The 25,524-nt window shown below is 70.4% G+C and carries 19 protein-coding genes, 1 tRNA gene and 2 pseudogenes; 3 read left to right on the top strand and 19 right to left on the bottom strand.

The window, feature by feature from the left end:
- Positions 1-128: 128 nt before the first annotated feature.
- From FSYMDG_RS03780 to FSYMDG_RS27905, 3 genes are all read right to left on the bottom strand, one after another.
- Complete coding sequence (locus tag FSYMDG_RS03780; protein WP_131792582.1) at positions 129-3,932, bottom strand: diguanylate cyclase domain-containing protein; 3,804 nt, start codon at positions 3,930-3,932, stop codon at positions 129-131.
- 934 nt (positions 3,933-4,866) lie between these two features.
- Complete coding sequence (locus FSYMDG_RS03775) at positions 4,867-5,730, bottom strand: alpha/beta fold hydrolase (RefSeq protein ID WP_237702972.1); 864 nt, start codon at positions 5,728-5,730, stop codon at positions 4,867-4,869.
- Positions 5,731-6,283: 553 nt separating this feature from the next.
- Positions 6,284-6,826, bottom strand: coding sequence for a hypothetical protein (locus tag FSYMDG_RS27905; protein WP_013872263.1), 543 nt, complete (start codon positions 6,824-6,826; stop codon positions 6,284-6,286).
- Positions 6,827-6,930: 104 nt separating this feature from the next.
- Here FSYMDG_RS27905 and FSYMDG_RS23945 point away from each other — a divergent pair, with 104 nt between their 5' ends.
- Both FSYMDG_RS23945 and FSYMDG_RS03765 read left to right on the top strand, forming a co-directional pair.
- The gene (locus FSYMDG_RS23945) at positions 6,931-7,158 is read left to right on the top strand and encodes a DUF4287 domain-containing protein (RefSeq protein ID WP_013872262.1); all 228 of its coding nucleotides are present in this window, start codon (positions 6,931-6,933) and stop codon (positions 7,156-7,158) included.
- Positions 7,159-7,329: 171 nt separating this feature from the next.
- A complete protein-coding gene (locus tag FSYMDG_RS03765) occupies positions 7,330-7,740 on the top strand; it encodes a PPOX class F420-dependent oxidoreductase (protein ID WP_013872261.1) in 411 nt (136 codons plus the stop codon).
- Between the two features lie 245 nt (positions 7,741-7,985).
- Here FSYMDG_RS03765 and FSYMDG_RS03760 read toward each other — a convergent pair whose 3' ends face one another.
- The 6 genes and pseudogenes from FSYMDG_RS03760 to FSYMDG_RS27900 all read right to left on the bottom strand — a co-directional run.
- Positions 7,986-8,816, bottom strand: coding sequence for a Bax inhibitor-1/YccA family protein (locus FSYMDG_RS03760; protein ID WP_013872260.1), 831 nt, complete (start codon positions 8,814-8,816; stop codon positions 7,986-7,988).
- Between the two features lie 469 nt (positions 8,817-9,285).
- Positions 9,286-9,360 (bottom strand) — tRNA-Leu (locus FSYMDG_RS03755).
- 1,593 nt (positions 9,361-10,953) lie between these two features.
- Positions 10,954-12,453, bottom strand: coding sequence for an NAD(P)/FAD-dependent oxidoreductase (locus tag FSYMDG_RS03745; protein WP_013872258.1), 1,500 nt, complete (start codon positions 12,451-12,453; stop codon positions 10,954-10,956).
- Between the two features lie 123 nt (positions 12,454-12,576).
- Positions 12,577-13,443, bottom strand: a complete 867-nt coding sequence (locus tag FSYMDG_RS03740; protein WP_013872257.1) for a uracil-DNA glycosylase — start codon at positions 13,441-13,443, stop codon at positions 12,577-12,579.
- A gap of 166 nt (positions 13,444-13,609) precedes the next feature.
- Positions 13,610-14,479: an IS3 family transposase gene (locus FSYMDG_RS03735; protein WP_043602891.1), complete on the bottom strand. Its 870-nt coding sequence runs from the start codon at positions 14,477-14,479 to the stop codon at positions 13,610-13,612.
- Between the two features lie 166 nt (positions 14,480-14,645).
- Positions 14,646-14,807: pseudogene (locus FSYMDG_RS27900) on the bottom strand (transposase); the annotation flags it as partial.
- On the opposite strand from FSYMDG_RS27900, the gene FSYMDG_RS23940 reads away from it, so the two are divergent.
- Positions 14,806-15,045 (top strand): GNAT family N-acetyltransferase, encoded by a 240-nt coding sequence (locus FSYMDG_RS23940; RefSeq protein ID WP_050803494.1) that lies wholly within the window; start codon positions 14,806-14,808, stop codon positions 15,043-15,045. The pseudogene FSYMDG_RS27900 and the gene FSYMDG_RS23940 sit on opposite strands and share 2 nt — an antisense overlap.
- Before the next feature lie 84 nt (positions 15,046-15,129).
- Here the strand turns inward: FSYMDG_RS23940 and FSYMDG_RS27895 are convergent, their stop codons facing one another.
- The 10 genes and pseudogenes from FSYMDG_RS27895 to FSYMDG_RS03685 all read right to left on the bottom strand — a co-directional run bounded on the left by FSYMDG_RS27895 (position 15,130) and on the right by FSYMDG_RS03685 (position 25,373).
- The gene (locus tag FSYMDG_RS27895; protein WP_237702726.1) at positions 15,130-15,816 is read right to left on the bottom strand and encodes an IS630 family transposase; all 687 of its coding nucleotides are present in this window, start codon (positions 15,814-15,816) and stop codon (positions 15,130-15,132) included.
- On the bottom strand, positions 15,801-16,271 hold the full coding sequence (locus FSYMDG_RS27890) for a helix-turn-helix domain-containing protein (RefSeq protein WP_043602714.1): 471 nt from the start codon (positions 16,269-16,271) through the stop codon (positions 15,801-15,803). The genes FSYMDG_RS27895 and FSYMDG_RS27890 overlap by 16 nt, the downstream gene beginning before the upstream one ends.
- Positions 16,272-16,411: 140 nt before the next feature.
- On the bottom strand, positions 16,412-17,434 hold the full coding sequence (locus FSYMDG_RS03715) for a Ppx/GppA phosphatase family protein (RefSeq protein ID WP_013872255.1): 1,023 nt from the start codon (positions 17,432-17,434) through the stop codon (positions 16,412-16,414).
- Positions 17,435-17,694: 260 nt separating this feature from the next.
- Positions 17,695-18,321, bottom strand: a pseudogene (locus FSYMDG_RS27115) (DUF501 domain-containing protein); the annotation flags it as partial.
- A gap of 146 nt (positions 18,322-18,467) precedes the next feature.
- Positions 18,468-18,797: an FtsB family cell division protein gene (locus FSYMDG_RS03705; RefSeq protein WP_347176441.1), complete on the bottom strand. Its 330-nt coding sequence runs from the start codon at positions 18,795-18,797 to the stop codon at positions 18,468-18,470.
- 5 nt (positions 18,798-18,802) lie between these two features.
- The gene (eno, locus tag FSYMDG_RS03700) at positions 18,803-20,089 is read right to left on the bottom strand and encodes a phosphopyruvate hydratase (RefSeq protein WP_013872252.1); all 1,287 of its coding nucleotides are present in this window, start codon (positions 20,087-20,089) and stop codon (positions 18,803-18,805) included.
- A gap of 547 nt (positions 20,090-20,636) precedes the next feature.
- On the bottom strand, positions 20,637-22,706 hold the full coding sequence (gene sppA / locus FSYMDG_RS03695) for a signal peptide peptidase SppA (RefSeq protein WP_013872251.1): 2,070 nt from the start codon (positions 22,704-22,706) through the stop codon (positions 20,637-20,639).
- A gap of 245 nt (positions 22,707-22,951) precedes the next feature.
- A complete protein-coding gene (mazG, locus tag FSYMDG_RS03690; RefSeq protein ID WP_013872250.1) occupies positions 22,952-24,442 on the bottom strand; it encodes a nucleoside triphosphate pyrophosphohydrolase in 1,491 nt (496 codons plus the stop codon).
- Complete coding sequence (locus tag FSYMDG_RS25745; protein WP_013872249.1) at positions 24,439-24,579, bottom strand: hypothetical protein; 141 nt, start codon at positions 24,577-24,579, stop codon at positions 24,439-24,441. The genes mazG and FSYMDG_RS25745 overlap by 4 nt, the downstream gene beginning before the upstream one ends.
- Positions 24,576-25,373 carry a SurA N-terminal domain-containing protein gene (locus FSYMDG_RS03685; RefSeq protein WP_043602887.1) on the bottom strand — a complete coding sequence of 266 codons (798 nt, stop codon included), beginning with the start codon at positions 25,371-25,373 and terminating at the stop codon, positions 24,576-24,578. The genes FSYMDG_RS25745 and FSYMDG_RS03685 overlap by 4 nt, the downstream gene beginning before the upstream one ends.
- Positions 25,374-25,524 lie beyond the last annotated feature (151 nt).

Below are 25,524 nucleotides of genomic sequence, written 5' to 3'. Positions count from 1 at the left end.
GTCATCATCATACGCTCACAGCCGCCGATTTATACGGAAAGTAACAAACTTATATCCATATCTATACCCATACCTGTACCTGTATCCACGCTCGCCGGCACCTTCGCGGCCGGCGGCACACCCGGACGTCAGGGCTGGCCGGCTGACGGCACACAGGCTTCCTGACGGGCGTCCGGGCGAACGGTTTCCGGATGCTCTTCGGGACGTGCCCGGCCGGCCTCCTTCGCCCGGTACATCGCGAGATCCGCGTTGCGGACGACCGCGCCGGGCGGCGCGTCCTGCGACTCCGAAAGGGCGACACCGATCGTCGCGTCCACGGTGAGGGAACGCCCGCCGACCACGATCGGCCGCCGGATCGCCCCCAGCAGCTGGTCGGCGAGATCGCGTGCCCGGCCGCTGTCGGCGTCACCCAGGATGACGGCGAACTCGTCCCCGCCGAGACGGCAGACGGCGTCCCGCTCGGTGCCGGCTTCCCGCAGGCGGGCACCGATGATCCTCAGCACCTCGTCGCCGGCGTTGTGGCCGTAGGTGTCGTTGACCGACTTGAACCGGTCGAGATCGATGAACAGGACCGCGAACGCCGGTGTCGGACGCTGGGCGGCGATCTCGTCGAGCCGGCGGGCGAACACCGACCGGTTCGGCAGGCCGGTGAGGGCGTCGTGGGACGCCTGATAGCTCAGCTCGTCCTGGAGGACCCGGCGTTCGCCGATCTCATGGCAGGTCAGCAGGATGCCGGTGGCCTCCGAGCGGTCCCGCAGGTCGATCGCCTCGATGTCGAACCAGCGGTGGCCGCTGCCCACGGCCGACAGCCGGACGTCGCGTGCCACGGCCCTCCCCGCCCCTGCCCCGGGGCCCGTCCAGCCGCTGCCGGCCCCGGCAGCGGTCCCGCCGGTGGCCTGGCGCAGCAGCTCCGTCAGGACGCCCGCGTCGTCCGGGTGGGCGACGTCGGGCAGGCGCCGGCCGAGGTAGGAGCTGGCCACGACGCCGAGCAGGAACGCGACGGCGGAACTGACAAAGGTGATCTTCCCGTCCGCCCTGGTGGCGATCACGATGTCGTGGGCGTTGTGCAGCAGGGCCTGCAGCCGTCGTTGCTCATGGCGGATCGCCGCTTCACGCCGGCCGTTGAGGACGTTGAGCCCGACGAGCGCGGCGGCGACAACGGCCAGCAGGCTGCCGTCCCGGACGAGCCGGCCGGAGCGGATGTCCCCGTAGAAGGCCTGGACCGGCTGCTGGAACACCACATAGCCGACGTCGGGCATGTTCGCCAGCGGCGAGACGATGGTGACCTGGCCGCTGGCGACGGCGTCGTCGATCTGCCGGGCCTCGCCGACCCGCAGGGCCGCCAGGCTGGCCGCGGCCACCAGCCGCCGGCCGATCAGGTCGGGATTCCAGGAGAACATGACCGTGCCGGTCGAATCCACCACGGACAGCCCGCCCACGACGAACCCGAGCGTGCCGCTGGTCGCGAGGTTGGCCTGGTTGGGCGAGTCCCGCAGCGACTCCCCGATGACGACGATCGCCACCGGCCGGCCCTCGCGCAGGACCGGGACCGTCACGTAGTCCCGCCAGATCCCGTCGACGTTCATCACGGGCGAGTTGCCGGCCCGTCCCGCACGGGCGATCCGCCACGCCGGGTCGTCCGGACCGATCGGCAGAGCGAGCGACGGCGGTTCGGTGGCCAGCAGGTGGCCGTCCAGGCCGGCCAGCGCCCAGACGTAGTTCCTGCCGCTGATCCCTGACCTGGCGAACGAGCGCAGCACGGCGGCGGCGGCGTCCCGATCATTCAACGACCAGGACGCCGCCGACACAGCCGTGATCAGACGCTGGCTGTCGACGCTGTGCATGGACGCGTCCGCCACGATGGCGGTGAGCGCCACGTGCTCGGCCAGGCGCTGCTGTTCGGCGCTGTGCCGGGCCTGTGTCTGCAGCCACAGGCTGACCGCGGCCATGGCGAGCAGGGCCCCGCCCGCCACCAGCGGCGGCCCCAGCCGGCCGAACCAGCCGCGGGGGGGACAGCCGTAGGCGATGCGGGCGGGCGCGGCCGGCAGCGGGAAACGGCGGCGGGCCGGCTGCCCGGCGGGCCGCCGCGGCTCGGGCAGCGGCGGCGGTGTGGATGGGGGCACTGCTGGGGGGAGCGCTGAAGGGGGCGCTGGGGGGAGCACGTCGTCGGTCTCGGCGACGTGCACAGCGGGCTGCAGGCCCGCCAGCGCGCTGGGCGACCCCCCGGTCGCCATGGCGAAGCGGCCTTTCCCCGCCCGTTTGGCCTCGTACATGGCGTTGTCCGCGACGCACAGGAAATGTTCGGGCCGCGCGACATCGAGCGTCGAGGGCGCGATACCGATGCTGGCGTCGACCTGGACCACCGAGGCACCCACCATGATCGGGGCACGCACCGACTCGATGATCCGGTCGGCGGCCGCGGCGGCGGCCGCCTCGTCCGCGCCGCGCAACAGGACCCCGAACTCGTCACCGCCGAGCCGGACCGCCAGGTCACCGTCCCGCAGGGTCTGGACGAGACGTTCCGCGACGGCCCGCAGGACGACGTCACCGGCGTCGTGGCCGTAACCGTCGTTGACGGGCTTGAAATGGTCGAGGTCGACGAACAGCACCACGAACGGCGCGCCGCCGGCACGGACGGCACCAGCCGCCTTCTCCAGCTCGCCCATGAAGGCCACCCGGTTGGGCAGCCCGGTGAGCAGGTCGTGGGACGCCTGGTAGCTCAGCCGGTCCTGCAGGTCCTTGCGTTCCCCGACCTCGTGGCAGGTCACCAGCACACCGGCGAGCTCGGGATGGCTGGTGAGGTCGCTGGCCTCCAGGTCGAACCAGCGCGGCTGACCGGCGGCGGTGGTCAGCCGTACGTCGAGGACACCGCCCCCGGTCGGGTCGGCCAGCAGCCGCCGGATCCGCGCCACGTCGTCGGGATCGGCGAAGTCGGTCAGCACCCGGCCGATCCAGGATGCCGCGTCGTAGCCGAGCAGGTCGCGCACGGCGGGGCTGACAAAAGTCATCTCGTGGTTGTCACCGACGACCACGATGATGTCCCGGACTCCTCCGAGCATGGTGTGCAGCCGCGCTCGGGCCCGCCGGGCGACCTGCTCGCGGCGCAGCCCGAACACGACCAGTCCGCCGACGCAGACCACCAGAACGGCCAGCAGCGTCAGATCCCCGTGGCGCCCCGCGGCCCGCAGGTCCGCGAACAGCCGCGTGGTGGGCTGCTGGAAGATCGTGACATATCCGGTCGTGGACTGCTTCTCGGCGACGTTGACCACCTGCTCCCCGGCGCCGCCCGACATCCACACCCGGACCGTGCCCGGGACCAGACCGGCCAGTTCGCGTGGTTCGACCAGCCGCCGGCCCCGCAGGTCCTGCTTCCAGCAGGCGGCCGCGACACCGCCCGCGTCGACGTCACACAGGCTGCCCGACACACTGTCGAGAGCGGCGAACTTCTCGCTGCTCTCCCGGGCCGCCCCCTCGTCGACGACGCGCACCAGCACCGCCCACGGACGCGGCGCGCCCACCGGCACGACCGTGGCCCGCACCGGCATGCCGTCGAGGACGAACACCTGCGACATGGCCGGCTGCCCGGCCAGCGCCGCCGTCCAGGCGACACCCAGATCGGCGGCCGTCACCCGCGGCCCGTCCGGGACGGCGACCAGCGAGCCGCCGTCGATGCTGACGAGGGCGGCCAGCAGGCTGACGTCACCGATCGGCGCCGTCGCCAGCTGCTCCAGCATCCTGCGGTTGTGGGCCGGCTGGTCGGGCGCGAAGGAGAAGCTGGCGACCAGCGCGCCCATCCGCCGTGGGTCGGACGTTCTCGCGGCGTTCTCCGCGACCCGTTCGACAAGCCGGGTGCGGTCGGACAGCCGCTGCCGTTCGCCTTCGCGCAGACCCGCCTGCCGGACCGCCAGCGCCAGCGCCCCAAGCGCGATCACCACCGCCAGCCCGACGAGCAGCGGGACGGATCGTCGTAGCCGCCCGCCTTCTGCGTCACCAGCGAGGACGGGCGATCGTTCGACGAACGCCGGACGGTCGCCCGGTACCGAAACTGTGCGAATGACCTTTATCCCTCATCGTAATCGGTTGCCGTCACGGAAGAAGTATGCAGACAAGGCCGGAAGACCCGTCGTACGGCGGGTCGATACCGGTACCCACGGCCCCTCGGAGCCCGGCACGCGAAAAACCTGACCGCGCGGCCTTTGGCCCTGGCACCCCGCAAGGCCTCCGGCCGCGCGAAAAACATCATCGCGCGGCCTTTGGCCCTGGCACCCCGCAAGGCCTCCGGCCGGGTAGGAAGGCATCGTTCCGGCCCTTGTCACATCTCGGACGATCACCCCCTACCACTACACCTGTGGACAGATGTAACAAAAATGATAGTTGCGGACACTCAGTAGTAAGAACGCCTAGGAGCGGGACGTTCGATCCGCTGACGGCAGGCGGCCAACCGGCTGTCGCCAGGGCGGGCGGTCAGATCATGTTTCCTGCGTGTCCGGCTTCCCTCCGACTCCTCCGGGCTCCCTCCCGAGTCCGAGATCCACGGACCGGCCAGGAGGTCCAGCAGCCGGTCCCGACAGCTGCGGCGGGCTGGCGAATCCGATGGCTGGTGGGCCTGACAGGCTCGAAGAACCCCAGGTGAGGACCGACCGCCCGACAGCTCCGGGCGACCCGGCAGGTCTGACGGAACCTCGGTTGCGAGGCCGTCGGATCCGTCCCGGACGGATCGGCTCCGCCGGCCCGACCGGAACCCGGCCGCACAGGCGGACAGGCATACCAGCACCGGCGCTGCCGGGGAGCCGCCGGCCACCGAACCAGCGACATCGCCCGCGCGCAAGGACTACAACGACGATGTGTGACGACTACAAGCAATTACTAAGAGTGACCAAATGATGAGATGGAGGCGCTCGCCCGACGCGCCGCGGCGGCCACTTCGCCCCGGTGAGCCACATCGTCGAGTTTGTCCAGCAGCCGGTCCCAGACCTGGCGCGGGATGTCGTGCCCCATGCCGTCGATCTCCAACAGCTCCGCGGACGGGATGGCCGCGGCGGTCAGGCGCCCACTGGCCACCGGGATCAGCGGGTCGTTCGCCCCGTGCACGATCAACGCGGGGATCTCCAGCCGGGCCAGGTCGGGCGTGAGGTCCCCCGCGGCCAGGATCGCGGTCAGATGCCGCGCGGTGCCATGCGGGTCGTACCGACGCTCCCAGGCCAGCCCGGCCTGCCGCCGTATCCACTCGCGGTCGGGGGAGAACTCGGCCGATCCGATGATGTTGTGAGCCCGCTCGGCTCCGTCCGCGTACGCCTCCCGGCTCGCCACCATCGGGCGGAGCACGACAGCGGTGGCGTCCCGAGCGGCATGCCCGACGCCGTGGCTGCCGGTGGTGGCCGAGACCGAGGTGAGGCTGCGTACCCGGTCCGGGAAGGACAGCGCCACGATCTGGGCGATCATGCCGCCCATGGAGATCCCGAAGATGTGCGCGGACCGCCAGCCGAGGGCGTCCATCAGGCCGACGGCGTCGGCTGCCATGTCGTCGAGAGTGTAGGGGGCAGCGTCGGCGTTCCCGGACATCACGGCCACGAGATCCGGCTGCCCCAACTGGTCAAAATGGGTGGAAAAGCCGACATCACGGTTGTCGTACACAAGAACCTGAAAACCGCGGCGCACCATCGCCCGAATAAGATCAGGATGCCAGCCGACAAGCTGTTGGCCCAGCTCACCGACCAGAACGAGCGGCAAGCCACCGGAGTCGCCATGCAGCTCGTATGCGATTTCGATGCCATTGGCCTGAACCGTACCCATAGACGGAAGGTAGCGAGCGCTCGCCGCTGGCGCTCGCAATCCGGCAAACTCCGACCGCAGGTCACCTATTCGGGTGACGCCGAACACGTATCGGAGCTCGGACGGGCCGGTCAGCGGGCGAACCGACCAGCCCGCCGGCCAGGAAAGCGGCCGCTGCCCCCAGCGCCGTAGGCCCGTACCGACCCACGCTCAGGACGACGCCCATCGGTCGCTCGACGAGGCCCGCATCGCGCCGTCGACGGCCCGCCAGGAGCCAGCGCATCAAGGAATCATCAACACAAAGGGAGCGCCAACGCAAAAGGCCGTCAGAGCCGTCGGCGTGGCGGTCCCGTCAGAACGGAGGGGCCGTCAGAACGGAGGGGCCGTCGGCGTGAACGCCGTCGACACCGAGCGGCACGTATCATCGCGAAACTCCGCTTTTCGACACGGTGTCACGGAGTGGAAAATCCGCGGGTGGCGGCCGCCCAGAAGGACTGACCGCCGGTACCGGTCACCGCTGGAGGCCTCCGGCACGCCACCGCCGGGACGTCTCCAGATCGATGCGAGCCGCGCGGACAGCCAGCCGAGCCCGTTCTACGAGATCATTCCAAGAGAACGAACCATGCGCGGGGGCGGCGCTGGCAGCGGCCGCGGCCAGTGTTTCGATCAGGTCCGTTGCCAGTACGGCGATCTGGTCGGCGAGAGCGTGGTCGGCCAGACGCGGTGGACCGACACCCGTGGGAAGCCCGGAGCCCGCTTCACGCCCCAGGTCAGCGAGTTCGACGGCCAGCGCACGCGTCCGGTCGGCACGGGTACCGGTGCCGGGCCCGGCGGCCACGCCCGCCCCACCGGCTCCCGCCCCGGAACCGGGTTCGGGTGAGTTGGCGCCGAACCGGTAGGGGACGCACGGTTCCCGCCAAGAGGTCGGCGACCATCCGTGGATGCGGTCGTGCAGCCGTCGTACCTCGCTGATCAGCGCCGCCAGCGGCGCGTCCACAACCGCCACGTCCGAAATGATCAGATCCCGAATCGCCGGGGGATCCGCTTCGACCATCCATAAAGGCTACCCCGTGACAGCCGTGGCGGGTCTTGCCGTTGTCCGACTGGTGGTGCACGCTCCTTCCATGACTGATTGACCAGTGCGTACTGGAGGCGCCAATGTCGCAACAACGCTCCGAAGAGACCCACCACAGCCTTATCGAACGAATTCCTAGAATCACCGGACACGACGTCGGCCACTGGCTGGGATGCCTGGACCGCGGGCCTGGTCTCCTGCGCTTCTCCGAACGCGTGAACTGGCTACGGGACGAGCACGGGCTCCCCCACTGCTATGCGGCGGCTGTGGTCCACGAAGCGGATCTGCGCAGGCGCGCCATCCGGACCTGACCCGGTAAATCCTTTTCGCTCGATGTAACCTTCCTCGCCCGACCGGTCCGGCGCGGCCCGCATGCGTCACAGCCCCATGAGGATCCGGGTCCCGGTCGTCCTCCCCCCTCGGCGACGAGCGCAGGAGCATCCGGCACGGTGCCACCGGGCCGGCCGGGCGAGAATCAGCCCATGGACATCGACGCGGCACGGGACTACGTCCGGGACAATCATCGGGCTGTCCTCGCAACCTTCCGGCGGGACGGGACTCCGCAGCTGTCACCGGTCACCGTCGGCGTCGACACCGACGGCAGGCTTGTCATCAGCAGCAGGGAGACCGCCTACAAGGTCCGCAATCTCCATCGCGACCCGCGGGCCGGGCTGTGTGTCTTCCCTGACGCCTTCTTCGGGCCGTGGATCCAGGTGCGGGGCCGCGCACGGATCATCTCGCTCCCGGATGCCATGGAGCCCCTCGTCGACTACTACCGCACGCTGTCAGGCGAGCACCCGGACTGGGAGGACTATCGCGCCGCCATGGTCCGCGACCAGCGTTGCCTGATCAGTATCGAGATCGAGCACGCTGGCCCCGACCGCTCCGGGTGACCAGCGGGCCGGTCACCACCCGCGACGGCGAATCCGGCAGAGCAGGTGAGAGTCAACGCTGGCCTGGCCCCCGCCGCCACTCACACCCACCTGGCCGCCACTCACACCCACCTGGCCGCGGCCGCACCCGGCTGGCCGCGGCCGACCAGCCACCATGTGCAGCCGGAGCCACCGTACAGCCGGAGTCATCATGGCAAGCCGGTCGCGGCCTGCGCGGGCCGCGTAGCCTGAGCCAGCCAGGGGAGTCAGGCGCGCAGTTTCGACAGCAGCCTGAGCATCTCCAGGTACACCCAGACGAATCCGACGAGCAGCCCGAACCCGGCCCGCCAGGCCTCCGAACGGGGAGCACCGGCGGCGATCGCGCGCTCGATGTAGTCGAAGTCGAGGATGAACTGCAGGCTCGCGACCACGAGCACGGCAAGGCTGAACAGGATGCCGAGCGGGGACGCGTCATTGATGATCGGCAGATGACTGCCCGACACCGCTCTGATCACCAGGTCGGTCAGGCCGAGCATGACGACGCCGAGCAACGACCCGTAGACGACCCGGGCCATCCGCTCGGTCGCGCGCAGCCGGCGGCTGCGATAGGCCACCAGCATGGCCACGAAGACCACGGCGGTCCCGAGCAGCGCCTGGAGCACGATCCCGTGGAAGGCGTCCTCGTAGAACCGGGAGACCGCGCCTACGAACAGGCCCTCGAGCGCGGCGAAGAGCACGATCAGCGCGGGCCGCAGCCGCCGGCCGAAGGAGATCACCAGGGACAGCGCGAGCGCGGCGAACATCGCCGTGAAGCCGACCGCGGGGGTGGTCGGGGCGATCGCCCAGCCGACCGCCCCGGTGACGGCCATCACCGCGAACAGGCCCAGAGTGTGGACGACGACGTCGTCGACGGTCAGCCCACTGGGCGCCCGGTACAGCCCGGCGAGCTGCTCCGGCGTCGGGGTGGGCGGAGCTCCCCCGCCCGGCGGCGCATACCCCCCGGGGGCCCCGGGGCCGTAGTACCCGGAGGACGGCGTCGACCGGCCGGCGAAGCCACGCCGGCTGAACACCGGATTCGACGAGCGCATCTCGGCCATCAGGACACGACTCCTTCCGCCGCCCGTACCCAGCCGGGCGTACAGATCGCAACTGCCGTCGGGTTCGGTCGATCGTGCTGCCCGCCGCACCACCTGCCGCGCCGCCCACCATGTGGATCAACAAAGTTGATCAATAAGGTGGATCGGCAAAGCCCGGTCGATCGGCGCGCTCGCTCGACGAACCCGTCGGAATACAGAGTAGAACGCCGCGAGCGGGGGCCGTGCCCATAGTCCCGTGAACGACCGCCGGACGGCGCTGGATGACGTCGGAGCACTCCGCAAGATCGCTCGAAGCCCTCGCCGTCATGATCGCAAAACTCGCGGTGGCAACCGCCGGTGTCAGGACGGCGACCAGCATGAGGAAGGGTCACGCGTCAATGACGGTGAGGCATTCAGGCGAATAGTCTGATGGCATGACCGAGCGCCGGCCGGAATGATCCGGCCGGCGGCCACGGAACAGACCTGAATGTGCCGGTGGTCGGAGTCGAACCGACACTCGAGCTGTTTTTAGGACAGCCTCCTCTGCCTGTTGGGATACACCGGCTCGGCTACATCGGAGATGTTTCTACCACGCTACGTAGGATTTGCGAAAGAGACAACATGAAGAAAGTATAGGAAGTAACCAGAACCTCCTGATCCGTAACCCGTCGTGACACTCGCGCCCAACTCTCCTACCGAAGGTACGCGATCAATCACAGTATGACCGGCTGGCAATACAGCCAGCGTGGCAGCGGAGCTACGCGGAGAAGGGCGGGGCATCCTGGCCCGCGACGGGGTACCTCCGGCCCGCCGCCGGGGTCGGGAAGCGCGGCGAGCGAGGAACCCGGCCCGCGCTCCAGCCACGGGCAGGCCTGCGCCCACCAGGACGTGCCCGATGGATGTTGGTCGATGCGGATGGTGATCCGGGCGGCCTCCCGCAAGGCGGAGGACAGCAGACCCCCGCACGGCGCGTAGCGGTGGATGGGGAGCGCTCAACAACAGAGCTATTGGCGATGACAACAACACGTCGAGTGGCCATCCGGGCGCCGCCCGCGCGATCGAACATCCGTCAGACACGCCCTGGTGCCGCGTCAGCCGATGTTTGGCCGGCCGCCGTGTCCAGGTTGGTTCCAGGCAGGGCTCCGGGAGCCGCCTGGCAGCAGCGCCGCTCAGGGTTCCCGGCAACGCCGGGGGTCGCCTTGGGCACGGCGGACGCAGTGAACGTTGGCCGACGCGGCAGCAGGGGCCGGGCGCAGGGCCGGCGGTCAGCCGGACGAGGCCGGCACCAGCCGGCGGCTGTGGCGGACTCGCTTTCCCGTCTCGCCGACGGTCAACCGGACGACAGCGGCGCTCCCGGCCAGCAGCCGGGCCGCGCGACGCCCACGCCAACGCCCGCCGCGCCGCCCACGCCAACGCCCGCCGCGCCGCCCGCGGGAACGCCCCGACAGCCGGGCCGCGCGGCGCTTACGGTCCCCGCGTCCCGGGTGGTCGATGCTCGCCCGCCGGACAGTGGCCGCGCAGGACACCCACTCATGGAAATGCCCGCCATAGTGGCCTACGGCGGGCATTCAATGTTAAAACATTACAAATTAGATGATCACAAGTCAGATGGCATGTCCTGTCCCCGGGGCGAGAACAGCAGTGGCCCGCGTGTTCAGTCAGTTGGTGATGCCCGGGCGGACAGGTCACAAGGCGGCGGCGGACGGCCACCGGAAGCAGCCGGCGACATCCATATCCGCTGTATTTGCCGTACTCGCGGGAGTGCGTGGGTGCCGGCCCGGTGGGCCGCGGCACCCGGGCGCCGTAACCGGAACCCACCTCGCCAACGCCGGCGACCCAGCTGCCCCGAGCGGGAGCAGCTGCTCCCGCGGCCGGGGATCCATACCGTCGCGGCCGGGCAGGCCCACCGCCGGACACGCTGCCGACCGGTTCACGGGCCGCCCGGGATACCGCCGTGACCGGAGAGCCCCGCCACCACGGCCGGGAGCCTGCGCTCCGACGGCCGGGGGCCTGCGCCGCCCCGACGCGATACCGCGGGTGGTGACGATACGGCGACGATACGGCGGGCAGTGACATACGGGAAGTAACGAAGAACTGTAGGTGACCGTACGTCACGAGCCGATTGATCCTGCCCTCTCCTGCCCTCGGTCGTTCCCGGTCAGGCCAGCGGTGTTCCCCCGGGGGTCTTGGCCGGCCCCGCGGTCCTGGCAGGCGCGGGCGACTTGCGGGCGGCTCCGACGGAACCGTTCGTCTCCGTCTGTCCTGTCGCCTCCGCCCGTCCCGCCGGCTTCCCGGCGAGCGCGGGCTGCTGGGCAGCCGACCCAGGCGCCGCCACTGCCGGAGCGCCCGGCGGGGTCGCGGCCGCGCGGAAGCTCGCCCGGGGGTCGGCGAAGGATCCCAGCGAGACAATCTCCCGCCGGAAGAACAGCGACAGCGTCCAGTCAGCGAGCACCCGCACCTTGCGGTTGAAGGTCGGCACCCGGCTGAGGTGGTAGGTACGGTGCATCAGCCACGCGGGCCAGCCACGCAGCTTCATCCCGTACACGTCGGCCACGCCCTTGTGCAGGCCGAGCGACGCGACGCTCCCGGCGTACTTGTGCTCGTACGGCGCGATCGGCTCAGCGCGGAGATCGGCGAGAATGTTGTCCGCCAGCACCTTGGCCTGGCGGACGGCGTGCTGAGCGGAAGGACCGGTAGTCACACCCTCGCCCTTGGTGAGGTCGGGTACCGCGGCGCAGTCACCCGCCGTCCACGCCTGCTCGACGCCGTCCACCTGGAGAAAAGCGGTCGCCCTGATCCGGCCCCGGTCGTCGAGTGGGAGATCGGTGTTGGCGAGCAGCGGATGAGCCTTGACCCCGGCGGTCCAGACGATGGTCTCGGCGTCGAACTCCTCACCGCTGTCGAGCACCACATGACCGTCGACAAGGCTTTTCACCCGGGTATTGATTTTCATCTCGATACCACGGTGCTCAAGCTGCTTCAACGTGTACAGGCCCATCGCCGGCGAAACCTCCGGCAGCACCCGCCCGCTCGCCTCCACCATCACCCAGCGCATGTCCGACGGCGACAGTTCGGGATAGAACTTGCAGGCGTCCCGGGCCATATCCTCAAGCTCGGCTATCGCCTCGATGCCCGCGAACCCGCCACCGATGAATACAAATGTCAGCGCGCGGCGCCGAAGCTGCGGGTCGGTGCTGGACGCGGCGGCGTCCATTCGTTCGATGACCTTGTTCCGGATGTGGATCGCCTCGGCCACGCTCTTGAAGCCGATACCCCGCTCCGCGAGGCCCGGGATGGGCAGCGTCCGGGCGATCGACCCCGGACAGGCGACCAGAATGTCATAATGGAGATCATGTGGCGCGCCCTGATTTGGCGCGATATAGGCGACACGCTGGGCATGATTGATCCCGGTCACGCTACCGCTGACCACACGGCAACCATTCAGCACCCTACGTAGTGGCACGACAACGTGTCGTGGCTCGAGGTTTCCCGCCGCCGCTTCGGGAAGAAACGGCTGATATGTCATGTACGAGTTGGGCTCGACCACCGTCACGGTCGCCTCGCCCTGACGAAGGCGACGCTGGAGACGCAAAGCCGTGTACATACCGACGTAACCGCCACCCACAACAAGGATGTGCGGAGGTTGTCCAAAGCTCATACAAAAAAGGTACCCGCCACCACGCGACCATGCCCCCGGATACGGTGCCGGTGGACGACGGACTCACGTGACGTACAACACGCGGAGATCAACTCGGTGACGTGTACATCGACAACGGTTCAGTTATTTATCACTGACCGCGCCACTTACCTCCGCCGCGGCACCGAGCACAGCGTCGATCATCTCGGCGGTGACCCGCCCGGTGAACGTGTTCTGCTGGCTGGGATGGTAGCAGCCGAAGACAACCAGCCCCGCACGATGTTCGGTGACACCCCGTCCAGCGACATCTCGTTCAGTGACGGCTTCTGTGGAGGCGGCTCGCCGCGCCGGGCCGGCTGGTGAACTCGCGGGGCCCACCGCGGGAACATCCGCGGGAACATCCGCGAGGACGACCCGACGGCCGTGCCCGAACGCCGGCCGTGGCGACGGCACCGGATGGCCGGCCCGCCCCAGGGCGGGCCACAGCGCCGTCCAGGCGAACCCGCCGAGCACGACGATCGCGCGCAGCGTCGGCCGCAACAGTTCAAGATCGCGGATCAGCCATCCCTGGCAGGCATCCCGTTCCAGCGTGGTCGGCTTGTTCGCCGGTGGGGCGCAGCGCACCGCGGCCACGATGCGGGTGGAGATCAGACGCTGACCGTCACCGGCCGACAGCGACGTCGGCAACCGCGCAAGCCCGACCCGGTGCAGAGAGGCGAACAGCCAGTCACCACTGCGATCGCCGGTAAAGATCCGTCCGGTGCGGTTGCCACCGTGCGCCGCCGGTGCCAGACCGACAACGAGCACCCGGGCGTCCGCGGGGCCGAACGACGGCACCGGCCGTCCCCAGTAACGCTCCCGCGCGAAAGCGGCCCGCCGCAACTGGGCGACCTCCTCCCGCCAGTCGACCAGCCGCGGACAGGCCCGGCACACCGACATCCTGGCGTCGAGCTCGGCGGTGTCGGCCGCGGAGGCGGCGAGCCGACCGACATCACCTGGCGTGACCGCCACCGGGGTCGCCGCCGAGGCGGGATCCCCCGGCCAGCCAGACCCCGGCGCGACCGGACGCCGGTCGTCGCCATTCCCGGCATCGCCCTCGCCACCAGCGGAGCCGCCCTCGCCATCAGCGGCACCGATGACCTCACTGGAGGGTTCCCACTTTCGTGGACAGTCCTAACTATGCAGCACGAAGTGTTTGTCCGTCAAATTCTTCCTCGAACTCGACAGGCGTGAGATAGCCGATCGAGGAGTGCAACCGCTGCCGGTTGTAGTAGATCTCGACATATTCGAAGATCCCCGGCCGGACGCGGTCTATGGTATCGAACGGGTGGAGGTGGACGAACTCCTTCTTGAGGGTGGCCCAGAAGGACTCCGCCGCGGCGTTGTCGAAACAGATCCCGGTACGGCCGACGGAGTTTCGGACGTTGTTGTCGCGACAGAAGGCGACGAACTCACGGCTGGTGTACTGACCGCCTCGGTCGGCGTGGAATATGACGCCGCCGGGTGGCCGCCGGCGGGTGACGGCCATACGAAGCGCGTCGAGAACGAGTTCGGTGCGCATGTGATCGGCGACCGCCCAGCCGGCGATCTTCCGAGAGAACGCGTCGATGACGGAGGCCATGTACACCCAGCCATCCCAGGTGCGAATATATGTTATGTCGCCGTACCACAACTGGTTCGGTGCGGACGCGGCGAAGTCTTGGCCGACAAGATCAGGCAGCGATGAGGAGTCCGCGGCCTGCACCGTCGTCACCGGCCGGCGGGGACGCGGATGCACGCTGACCAGGCCCATCGTCGCCATCAGCCGCTGGACCCGCTTGTAGGCGACGGCGACGCCCTGGCGGCGGATCTCGTGGAAGATCCGCCGCACGCCGTACCGCCCCTCGTGACGGTCGAAAACAGCTCTGATCATGGTCGACAAGGTGGCGTCGTCCTTCTCCCTCCGAGACGGGCCGCGTTTCTTCCACGCATAGTAGCCCTGTCGGGACAGGTCGAGTTTCTTGCACATGTAGTCGACGGGAAAGGTGTTCGCGCCGTCGGCGGACACAGGCTTCTTCGGAGCGTGTATCGAGATGAACTCGAACTTTACTTCTGCTCGCTCGCGAAGAAGCTCGCCGCTTTTTTAGGAAGGCGATGTCCATCTGCGCCTGCGCGTACTTCTTCCGGAGCTCCTCAAGTTCCGCGCGCTCCGACACCGACAGCGGCCGCTCCTCGGTCTCGCCGTTCTCCTTCGCCTTCTTCACCCAGTTTCCCAACGTGGTCTCGTGGATACCCAGACTCTTCGCGACCTCGGTCACCGACCGGCCCGAGTCGAGCACCAACCTTACTGCCTCGGATTTGTACTCCTGGGTGAACTTCCGGCGAGCTGACCCCATGACGCTCCTTCCCTATGGACAGCGAACCTCAGGTTCGCTGTCCACGGAAGCGGGATCACTCCAGACCACGCTGGCCCGGCGTTGCGTCGAGCGGGGGTACGCCCGGCTCAACTGGGCGGTGCTCGACTGGAACACGCCCGCCCTCGACTTCTACGACTCCCTCGGCGCACACCCCCTACCGGAATGGGTCGGCCACGTCCTCACCGGTGACCGGCTCACCGCACTCGGCACGCCCTGACCACCGGAGGGCGTGTCTGACGGATGTTCGATCGCGCGGGCGGCGCCCAACATCCGTCAGGCACGCCCTAGTAGACTGTCGCCGCTAATGTGTGGGGTATAGGTGGCGGAGTTTGGTGCGGGCGTCATCGGTGGTGAAGTGCCAGTTGACTTGGCGCTGGTTGGCGTTGACGGCTGTCTGCCAGGCGTCGAGTTCGGTGTTCAGGACGTCGAGGGTGTCGATGCGGCGGTCGAGGCATTGGCGGGTCAGGGCGGCGAGTTCGATTTCGGCGATGTTGAGCCAGGAGCCGTGTTTGGGGGTGTGGTGGATCTCGAGTCGTTGCGCGAGTGCGAACGCGACGGCCGGGTCGAAGGCCTCGTAGAGCGAGGAGATGTCGTGGGTGTTGAGGTTGTCCATGACCAGCACGACCCGTTCGGCGTCGGGGTAGTCGAGGGTGAGCAGGCGCCTGACGTGGTGTGCCCAGTCGATCCTGGTGCGCCGTGGGGTGGCCTGGACGCGGCGCCAGCCGGCGAGTGGCTCGACCCAGCAGAAGATCGAGCAGGTTCCGTGGCGCACGTACTCGGAGTCCTCGCGCCGGTCACGCCCTGGCGTGGCGGGGATCGGGTCGCGGGCGTGGGCCAACAGCTGGTAGGGCTTCTCGTCCATGCACACCACGGGCACGCCCGGGTTGTGGGGCCGGGCGTAGACCGCCAGAACGTCTTCCATCCGCGCGGCGAACTGCGCGTTCGCCCTCGGTGGGATGGTCCAGCACTTCCTCAGATGAGGACGCAACCTCGTTTTTTTAAGACCCGGCCGATGGTGGAATGGTCCAGGTCCGGGATGTCGGCGACCAGCGCGACGTGCTTTTCCAACAGCCGCAGCGACCAGCGTGCATAACCAGCCGGTGGCTGCGAGCATGCCAGCGCGATCAGTCTGGCCTCAACCTCGCCGGTCACCGGGGAAGGCACCGGGGGAAGCTCCCGTGCCTTCCGACCGATCGTGGCCCCCACATCCCCACCGGTCTCGGTGAACCGCTTCGCGACCAGCCGCAGCGTCTCACCCGAGACCCCGACCCGGACCACGAGTTCTTCTTGGGAGGCAACCGGGCCGACCGAGGTGTCCAACGCGAGCAGGACCCGCGCCCGCCGGATCATCGACGCCGGATGAACCCCCGTCGAGGTCACCCGAACCAACTCGTCACGATCAGCCTCGGTCAAGGTGACCGGCCACTTCTTCTGCGAACCCACGACACAGTCCTGACCGGCAGAGGGACGGGGAGACCTGCCAGACCCAACCCTCTCACCCAGACACAAGACACACCAGAACTAAGCAGCGACAGTTTACTAGAAACCAGAAAACACGGGAGCCTCGGGAGGGACCGGGACGGTCACGGGACGAGCAGTGACAGGGCGATGCCGTCGAGGATGTCGTGCTCGCTGGCGATCACGCTGGTCGCTCCGACCCGCTCGAGCAGCGTCCGCAGCACCAGAGCCCCGGCGACGATCACGTCCACTCGGCCGGGGTGCATCACCGGGAGCGCCGCCCGTTGCGCATGCGACATCGCCGCCAACCGGTCGGCCACCGCGGCGACGTCCGACGCCGACGTCACGGAAAGGTGAATCCGGTCGGGGTCGTAGCCGGGCAGGTCCGCGGCGAGGGCGGCCACCGTCGTCACCGTCCCGGCGACCCCGATGAGGGTCGCGGCCGAGCGGATGGCCACGGTCCGCTCGGCCAGGTCGAACGCGGCGTGAGCGTCGGCGACCACCGCGGCGAGCTGCGCGGGCGCGGGCGGGTCGTCGTGCAGATGCCGTTCGGCCAGCCGCACGCAGCCGACGTTCACCGACTTCGCCGCGTGCGCCCGGGCCGCGTCCCCGAGGACCAGCTCGGTCGACCCACCGCCGATGTCGGCCACGACGAACGGCTCGGGATGGCCGCGCAGCTCGCCGGTGGCACCGGCGTAGGACAGCGCGGCCTCCTCGTCACCGGTGATCACCTCCGGCTCGACACCGAGGATCGCGCGGACCCCGGTTACCAGGACGTCCCGGTTGCGGGCATCCCTGGTCGCGCTGGTGGCGACCATCCGCACCCGGGACGCGCCAAGCCGGTCGATCTCCGCGGCGTATTCGCGCAGCGCCGTGAACGTCCGCTCCAGCGCCTCGGGGGACAGCTCGCCGGTGCGGTCGACGCCGGCGCCCAGCCGGACGATCTCCATGCGACGGGTCAGGTCCCGCAGCCGTGGGGTGGCGGCGACCGCCTGCCTGTCACTCGCGCGGCCCGCGCCGCTGGCATGATCCGCGACGGGGTCCGGACGGCCGTCCGGCGTGGGGCTGGCGTCGGCACCGCTCGCTGTCTCGGCGACGAGCAACCGGATCGAGTTGGTGCCGCAGTCGATGGCCGCCACCCGGGTCACGACGATCTTCCCTTCCGTCCGCCGCCGTCTTTCTGGCCGGAGCCGTTACCCGGGCGCCGATGGTTCGCGTCGCCGCCGTGCCTGGTAAGCCCACCGTCGCTTTCCCGGCCGGAGCCGCTCTCCGGCCGGGAGGCGTGCTCCCGGCCGAGGCCGGCATCCCGTCCATGGCCCGCGTCCTGCCCGATCTCCCGCGCGGAGCCGGCATCCCGTCCAGAGCCCGCGTCCCGTCCGGAGGTGGCGTCCCGCGCGAAGGTGCACGGGCCGGCGGCCACGCACGGGCCGCGGGCGCCCCAGTCCGGCAGCAGGGCCAGTGCCTCGTCACCGAACGGGTTCACCCCCGGGCCGGCGGCCAGGCTGTGGGCGACCAGCACGTGCAGGCACTTCACCCTGGCTGGCATGCCGCCCGCGCTCGGCGCGCCGGGCAACTCGGCCAGGGCGTCCCGGCGGGTCAGGTAGTCGCGGTGTGCCGCCTGATAGCGGCGGGAGAGATCGCCGTCACGGTCGGCGGCGAGCCGCTCGGTCATCTCCCGCATCAGGCCGGACGCCTCCAGCCGCCCGATCGCCGACGCCGCCCGCGGGCAGGTCAGGTAGTACAGGGTGGGAAACGGCGTCCCGTCGGCCAGCCTCGGCCAGGTCTCGACGACGTCCGGCAGGCCGCAGGAACACCGGTGGGCGACCCGGTGCATCGCCCGCGGCCGCCGGCCGAGCTGCCGCGCGACAACCTCGACAACCTCGGCGGCCGTACCTGTCTCGGTAGCCCGGCCTGTCTCGGTAGCCCGGCCTGTCTCGGTAGCCCGGTTGGCCCTGGCAGGCGTACCAGGGCCAATGGTCGTGTCAGAACCAGTGGCAGGACCGGATCCGGCGGCCGCGCCAGAACCAGTTGCCATCCCGGAACCAGCTGCCGCGCCAGGGCCGGTGGCCGTGCCGGGCAGCGCGTCAACAGCGCCTGCCGGGCCAGCGCCTGCCGGGCCGCCGATGGTGTCTGTCGAGCCGGTGACGGCCACGCCGGGCGCGCCGGCACCCCGACGAGCGGTCATCGCGCGGTGGCCGAGGGAGTCGGGGCCGGGGTCGGGGTCGGGGTGACCGACGTTGCCGGCACTAGATAGACCTTCTCCCCGGGCCGGGTGTAGTGCAGCCTGACCCGGGCCTCGTCCTGGGCCCACGCCGGATCGTCGTAGCCGGCCACCTTGGTCTTCAGCGCCTCCACCCGTTCGCGTTGTTCGGCGTTGTGCGCCGCGAGCTCGTCGATCTGGCTGCGCTGCCGCAGATAGAGCCGCAGCGGATAGGCCAGGGTCAGTACGAGCACGCAGATCACCACCAGCAGCAGGGTCATCCGGGTGGTGAACGGGGTGCGGCGCGCCACCGGTGTCACCCGGCTGTCGGTGAAAAGCGGGGAAAGGCCCCCGCCCCGGCATATCGGGCGGCGTCGTCGAGCTCGTCCTCGATGCGCAGCAGCTGGTTGTACTTGGCGACCCGCTCGCTGCGGGCCGGCGCGCCGGTCTTGATCTGCCCGGCGTCGAGGGCGACCGCGAGGTCGGAGATGGTGGTGTCCTCGGTCTCACCGGACCGGTGGGAGATCATGGAGCGGTAGCCGTTACGGTGCGCGAGCGACACCGCGTCCAGGGTCTCGGTAAGCGTGCCGATCTGGTTGACCTTGACGAGCAGGGCGTTGCCGGCCTTCTCGGCGATGCCGCGGGCGAGCCGCTGCGGGTTGGTGACGAACAGGTCGTCACCAACGAGTTGCACCGACTCGCCGAGACGGGCGGTGAGCTCCACCCAGCCGGCCCAGTCGTCCTCCGCGAGCGGATCCTCGATCGAGACGATCGGGTAGGCCGACACCAGTTCGGCGTAGTAGTCGCTGAGCTCCTGCGCACTGCGGCGGGCGCCTTCGAAGCGGTAGGCGCCGTCGTCGAAGAACTCCGTCGAGGCCACGTCGAGGGCCAGCGCAATGTCCTCCCCGGGCCGGAAGCCCGCCTTGCCGATGGCCTCCACCAGCAGGTCGAGCGCGGCACGGTTCGCTGGCAGGTTCGGGGCGAACCCGCCCTCGTCGCCGACGGCGGTGGCCAGCCCCTGGGCCTTCAGCACGCTCTTGAGCGCGTGGTAGGTCTCCGCACCCCAGCGCAGCGCCTCGGCGAACGTCGACGCCCCGATCGGAGCGATCATGAACTCCTGGATGTCGACGTTGGTGTCGGCGTGCGCGCCGCCGTTGACGACGTTCAGCAGCGGCACCGGCAGCAGGTGCGCGGCAGGTCCGCCCAGATAGCGGAACAGCGGCAGGTCGGACGCCTTGGCCGCGGCCCTGGCGACCGCCAGGCTGACCCCGAGCACCGCGTTCGCGCCCAGCGCGGACTTGTCCGGCGTCCCGTCGAGGTCCAGCAGGGTCTGGTCGAGGATGCGCTGTTCGGTGGCCTCCAGTCCGACGATCTCGGGGCCGATCCGGTCGATCACGGCGGTCACCGCGTTGCGTACGCCCTTGCCGCCGTAACGGTCGTCGCCGTCACGCAGTTCGACAGCCTCGAACGCCCCGGTACTCGCGCCGCTGGGCACGGCCGCGCGGCCGAGCGTGCCATCCTCCAGGATGACCTCGACCTCAACGGTTGGGTTGCCCCGCGAGTCAAGGATCTCGCGAGCTCCTACAGCCTCGATGGACGGCACGGGCCTCGACCTCCGGTGTGGCGCGTCCGGACGGACACGCCCGACTAGAACGCTACTGTGCGACAGGGCGGGCATCGGCGGCGCCGACGAAATACGACCCGGCCGAGACTATCGCCACCACGCTCGTGACACGTGCCCAAGGCACGTGTCACCCATGGCCGCCCGCTGGTCCGGTGCGCGACGGGACGGCCGCGGCCAGTGCCGTGACAAGGGGGTCCGAGGGGAGTCCAGAGGCGGGCCGCCCCGCGGACGCCGCCGAAAGCAGGCCACCCACCGGGCACTATGGCCCGTCGCGGCGGGCCGGGCACCGCGAGCCTGTTACTGGTCTGTTACTGCGGGAATGCCGCGGACGACCAGGAAAAATTATGATCATGGGTGCGGTAGCGGCAACACCCGCCGATTCGGAACATATCGGATGATCCGACTTTCCTGACCGATCCAGCCCTTTTCGACCGGTCGGGCTTTTCACGGCCGGCCAGGCCTTCCGTCCGGCCAGGCCTTCCAGTCGATCAGGCCTTTCGGTCGATCAGGCCGATCGGTCAGACGTTCAGGTGATGCGGCCCAGCGGCGGCATCAGCAGCGGGCCACCGGCCGGCAGGCCGGCCCGGGCCGCGGCAGCGGCCAGCGGACCCCAGCCGGCGGCGAACGCATCACCACCGGCGGTGGCGTACACCCCGCCGACGACCCGGTGCGCCATCACCTCCAGTGACGCCCCCAGCAGCGCCGTGCCCGTCAGGGGCAAGCCGGCCGACAGCGGACCGGCCAGCGGCACCCCGCCCACGCCAGCGGCCGCGGGATCCTCGCTCGACCGCGGCGGGCGCAGCCTGTCCGCCAGCGCCAGCTTCGGCAGGACACGCAGCCGCGGGGTCACCGACGTGGGCAGGCCGGCCTTCTCCCAGGCCAGCTCACAGGCCTGGGACAGCCCCACGAGCACGTCCACCAGGCCGCGCTCGTGGGCGTCGGCACCCGTCCACACCCGCCCCCGGGCGACCTCGTGCACCGCCTCCGGCGTCATCTTCCGGCCCGCGGCGACCTTGGTGACGAAGTCCTCGTAGACCCGGTCCAGGAACTCGTCGAGCTTCTTGCGTTCGGCCGGGCTGAACTCCCGCCGCGGGGAGGTCATCAGCGCGTTCTCCCCCTCGGCGACCGCACCGAAGCGCACACCGATCTTGTCCAGCAGTTCGCGGACGACCTGCTTGCCACCGAACACCCCGATGGACCCGGTCAGGGTGCCCGGATGCGCCACGATCGCGTCCGCCCCGAGCGCGACGAAATATCCGCCGGAGGCGGCCACCGACCCCATCGAGACCACCACCGGACGCCCGGTGGCCTGGAACCGTTCGACCTCCCGCCGGATCAGGTCGGAGGCCACGTACGAGCCGCCGGGGCTGTCCACCCGGAACACGGCCGCGGCAACGTCCTCGTCACGGCCCGCCGCCCGGAAGGCGGCGGTGAGGGCGTCCGAGGTCATGGCCGGACCCCGCAGCGGCGCGCGCCCACCGCGGCCGAGCAGTACCGGCCCGGTCCCGTGGATGACGGCGATCACCTTGCGCCGTTCGGACCCGCGCCGGAAGGCCTTCCCGCCCGGTTTCGCCAGCTGCCCACCCCGGTGGAGCACGGGAGCGGGCAGCCGCGACCGGGACGCCTCCCGGCGCTGGGCCGTCCGCTGGTAGTGGGAGAGGTACATCAGGATCACGCCGTCGCGCTCGTCCTCGGCCGTGGCGCCCGTGCTCCTGGCCACACCCCTGGCCACGGCGTCCGCGCCAGCCTCGGCCTCGCCACCGGCACCCGCCGTGTGAGCCGCGTCCGCCGTGTGAGCCGCGTCCGTCGCGGGGCCGGTGCCGTCGCCCGCGGTGCGGCGGGCGTGGGCCCGGGCAGCGGCGTAGACCTCGTCCCGGTAACCCAACCGGTCGACCAGACCGCCCCTGCGAGCCTGCTCGGCCGACAGTGGCGCGTTGTCGATCAGTTCGCGGACCCGTGCCGGGGACAGGCCACGGGCGGTGGCGATGCCGTCCACAATCATGGACAGGCTGGAGACGACGATCCGCTCGCTGGCCTCCCGGTGCGCGGCGGTGAAATCGCGTTCCACGAACGTGTTGACGGCGTTCTTGTACTCGTGGCGCTGCCCGACCTGGATCTCGATGCCGAGCCGGTCCAGGGCGTCGCGCAGGAACGGTGTCTCCAGGGCCACCCCGGTCAGGCCCAACTCCCCCGGCGGTGCCAGCCAGATCTGGTCGAACGCGCAGGCCAGGTAGTACGGGACGGTCCCGCCGCCGAACTCGCCGAACGCGTCCGCGTAGGCGAAGGCGGTCCCGCCGGCCTCCCGGAAGGCAATGACCGCGTCCCGGATCTCCTGCACCCGCGCCAGCGGCGTCCCGCAGGGGGCGATCCGGGCGATGAGCGTGGCCGCCCGGTCGTCCTCCCGGGCCCGGCGCAGCCCGTCCACGACGGTGCGCAGGGACGGGCGACGCCGCGCCAGAGCCGCGCTCACCGGATCACCGGGTACCCCTTCGACCGGATCCATGGTGAGGTCGAGCTCGAGGAGAATAGGCGCGGACCGTCGCGCATACAAACGATGGACGCCCGCCAGCGCCTGCCGCGCGGTGTCTGCTGCCATGCAGCGAGGCTACGCGCCGCGTCTGCCGCCACGCGGCGAGAGCACGCCCCACATCCGCCGCCACGCGGCGAGGCCACGCCCCACACGCTGTGGGCCATGGCCCATAGCCGTTTCCATCCGCTTCCATCCGCGTGGCCAGAACCATCCGGAGCGTGTCCGGTGGGCTCCCCGCACGCCCGCGGGCCTGGGTCGGAGCGCGACCTCGGCGAGAGCCGCCCCTAACAGCGCGAACGGGGTTGCGACCGTCAGGCGGCCGGGGTCGTGCTTCCGGTCGGGGTCTGCCTCGCTGCCGGCCAGTGGGCGCGCCAGGAATCGGCATCGGTTTCCCGTGGATCCAGGCCGGCGGCGCGGATCGCATCCTCGGCGGCGGCGAGCGTGTCCCGGAAACGCCGTGCGGACGTCCGCAGCGCCGCTTCCGGATCGGCTCCGGCCTGCCGGGCCAGCGCCACGGCCGCGAACAGCAGGTCCCCGACCAGCGTCTCGGCCGGCGTCTCGGCCTCGGCCGCCGCGGACCCGGTGTCCGTGTCCCGGGCCAGCTCGCCGACCAGGCCGACAACGACATCGACGGGAGACAGCTGGCCCGCGCCGAGGGCGAGATCCACCGGCACCCCGACCTTGGCCGCGCGCTTCTGGAGCTTTGCTGCCAGCGCGAGCGCGGGCTGGGAGAGGGGCACGCCCTCGGTCACCGACCGGCGACCCTTCTCGACGTCCTTGATCTTGTCCCAGTTCGTCTCGACGGCGGCGGCGCCGTCCACCGTCACCGATCCGAAGACGTGCGGATGCCGGCGGACGAGCTTGTCGGCCAGGCCCGCGGCCACGTCGTCGATGTCCCAGACGGCCGTACCGCGCTGGATCTCCCCCCCGCCCCGGACAGCGCCGTTTCGGGCCGTCTCGTCCCGGCCAGCCCCGTTCCGGGGTGTGCTGTTCCGGTCGTCACCGTCCCGGTCGTCGAGGTTCCGGTCGGCACGGGTGGCTCCGGTGTCGGGCGTCCCCGCGTCGGCCGGGCCGTCGGGCCAGCCGTTGCCCTCGGCGGCGATCCTCGCGTGGAAGAGCACCTGCATGAGCACGTCGCCGAGTTCCTCACGCAGGTCGGCGTGGTTGTCGTCCTCGATCGCCTGGTACGCCTCGTAGGCCTCCTCCAACAGGTAGGAGGCGAGCGAGGCGTGGGTCTGCTCGGCGTCCCACGGGCAGCCGCCGGGAGAGCGCAGCCGGTCCATCACGGCGACCGCGTCCAGCAGCCTGGCGCCAGGCAGATCGCGCGATCCCTGGACGACCGTCACAGTGAGGTCCGCACCGGCCAGAGTGGCGAGCGCGTCGAGCAGGTCGCGCTCCCCGCCTGGCTCGGCCCCACCGGCCCACAGCGCTCCATCAGCCCCCGGGGTCTCGCCGGCTGGCAGGGTCCCCGTAGCTGGCAGGGTCCCCGTAGCTGGCAGGGTCCCGGTAGTCGGCGGGGTCCCAGTAGCTGGCGCGGCGAGCCACACCACGGGCCGGGACGGGTCGGCGTACGCGCGCCCGCGCAGCGCCTCGGCGGTGGCCTGCCGGCCGGCGTCCGCCAGCACCTCGACCGCCAGCACCTCGACCGCGATGCCGGCCGCGGTGAGGGCGGCCCGCTGGGGATGGTCGGCCGAGCCGCAGCAGACCGCGCCGGCGGCGCGCAGCAGGTCCCAGGTCGCGACGTCGAGCAGCCCGGGCGCGACCCGGGGACTGGTCATGACGACGACGACGCTCGCGGTCACCGGGCCGCCTCGGCCAGCCCGGTCGGCCTGACCGCCCCGGTCGGCCTGACCGCTCTGGTCACCGCGGCCGGCCAGGTCAGCATGATCGAACCCGTCGGCCCGGCCGGCAGGACTGTCGACGGGACGGGGGCGGTCACTGGGCGGTCGCGAGCCCCGGGCCCAGCGGCGGCTCGGGCGCCGGAGTCGTCGCGATCGAGACGCCCGCGGCCGCCACCGCGAGCTGGGCGGAGTCCCAGGTGCCGAACCGCGGGTTGATCGAGACCGGTTCCCGGGACGCGGTCTCGCGCAGCTTCGTGTACACGGCCTGGTTGCGCTGGTCCGCGGCCAGCGACCGGATGAGGTAGCCCTGAGCCTGGTCGAAGCTCAGCGAGATCTGCTTCCCTTTTGCCCTGAAGTCTGTAACGATCTTGTCGTACCTGCCGCGGGCCTGCTCCTTGGCGGCGTCCGTGTCCGGGGCCGGAGCCAGCCTGTCCGCGATCGCCGACTCCAGGGCGTTGGAGCGTAGGAAGAGCCGCAGATCCTGGCGGGCTATGCCGCCGAGCTCCGCCAACTGCTCGAAGTCCGCGACGCCACCGAACTCGAGTACGCCGTACGTCTGGTAGAAGGCGTCGCGGTCCTGGTCGGCCACCGTGATTCCGAGGCTGCGGGCCTCCCGCTCGAGCAGGTCGAGCTGGACGAGGGTGGTCAGTGCGCGCCGCTGCAGATCGGTGCGTTCGATCGGCGCGATGCTCTGGGCGGCGCTGGGATTGGCCGCGGCGGCCGACCGGCTGACGGCCAGGCCGCGGTCGACAACGTCACGCAGAGTCGACGTCTTGATCGTGTCATCGCCGATCTGGGCGGCGGACCCGGCATGGGTGGTGCACGCGGAGACGCTGAGGACCACCAGCGCCACGCCGGCGAGGATGCGGCGAGCGGCAGAACGGGGCTTCACGGCTGTGACCGTACCGACTCGCCGCCCGCCGCGCACAGCCAGGCCACAGGTGGACGTACCCCCACCGTCTCCGCGCGCCTCGCCGACCACCCGGTCAAAGATCCACCGGGCCCGGCTGGAAAGGCCTACCGAACACGGCGCGATCGCCCTG

Origin of the sequence: Candidatus Protofrankia datiscae, assembly GCF_000177615.2 — a bacterium.
GTDB lineage: Bacteria > Actinomycetota > Actinomycetes > Frankiales > Frankiaceae > Protofrankia > Protofrankia coriariae.
This window is presented reverse-complemented; position numbering and strand designations above follow the sequence as displayed.

What these genes read in the sequence shown, in the direction of transcription:
- FSYMDG_RS27905 (WP_013872263.1), bottom strand. Translation starts at nt 6,826, where the DNA reads ATGGTCGAAGCGGATCCCCCGGCGATTCGGGATCTGATCATTTCGGAC.
- FSYMDG_RS23945 (WP_013872262.1), top strand. Translation starts at nt 6,931, where the DNA reads ATGTCGCAACAACGCTCCGAAGAGACCCACCACAGCCTTATCGAACGA.
- FSYMDG_RS03765 (WP_013872261.1), top strand. Translation starts at nt 7,330, where the DNA reads ATGGACATCGACGCGGCACGGGACTACGTCCGGGACAATCATCGGGCT.
- FSYMDG_RS03760 (WP_013872260.1), bottom strand. Translation starts at nt 8,816, where the DNA reads ATGGCCGAGATGCGCTCGTCGAATCCGGTGTTCAGCCGGCGTGGCTTC.
- FSYMDG_RS03745 (WP_013872258.1), bottom strand. Translation starts at nt 12,453, where the DNA reads ATGAGCTTTGGACAACCTCCGCACATCCTTGTTGTGGGTGGCGGTTAC.
- FSYMDG_RS23940 (WP_050803494.1), top strand. Translation starts at nt 14,806, where the DNA reads ATGACGCTCCTTCCCTATGGACAGCGAACCTCAGGTTCGCTGTCCACG.
- sppA (WP_013872251.1), bottom strand. Translation starts at nt 22,706, where the DNA reads ATGGCAGCAGACACCGCGCGGCAGGCGCTGGCGGGCGTCCATCGTTTG.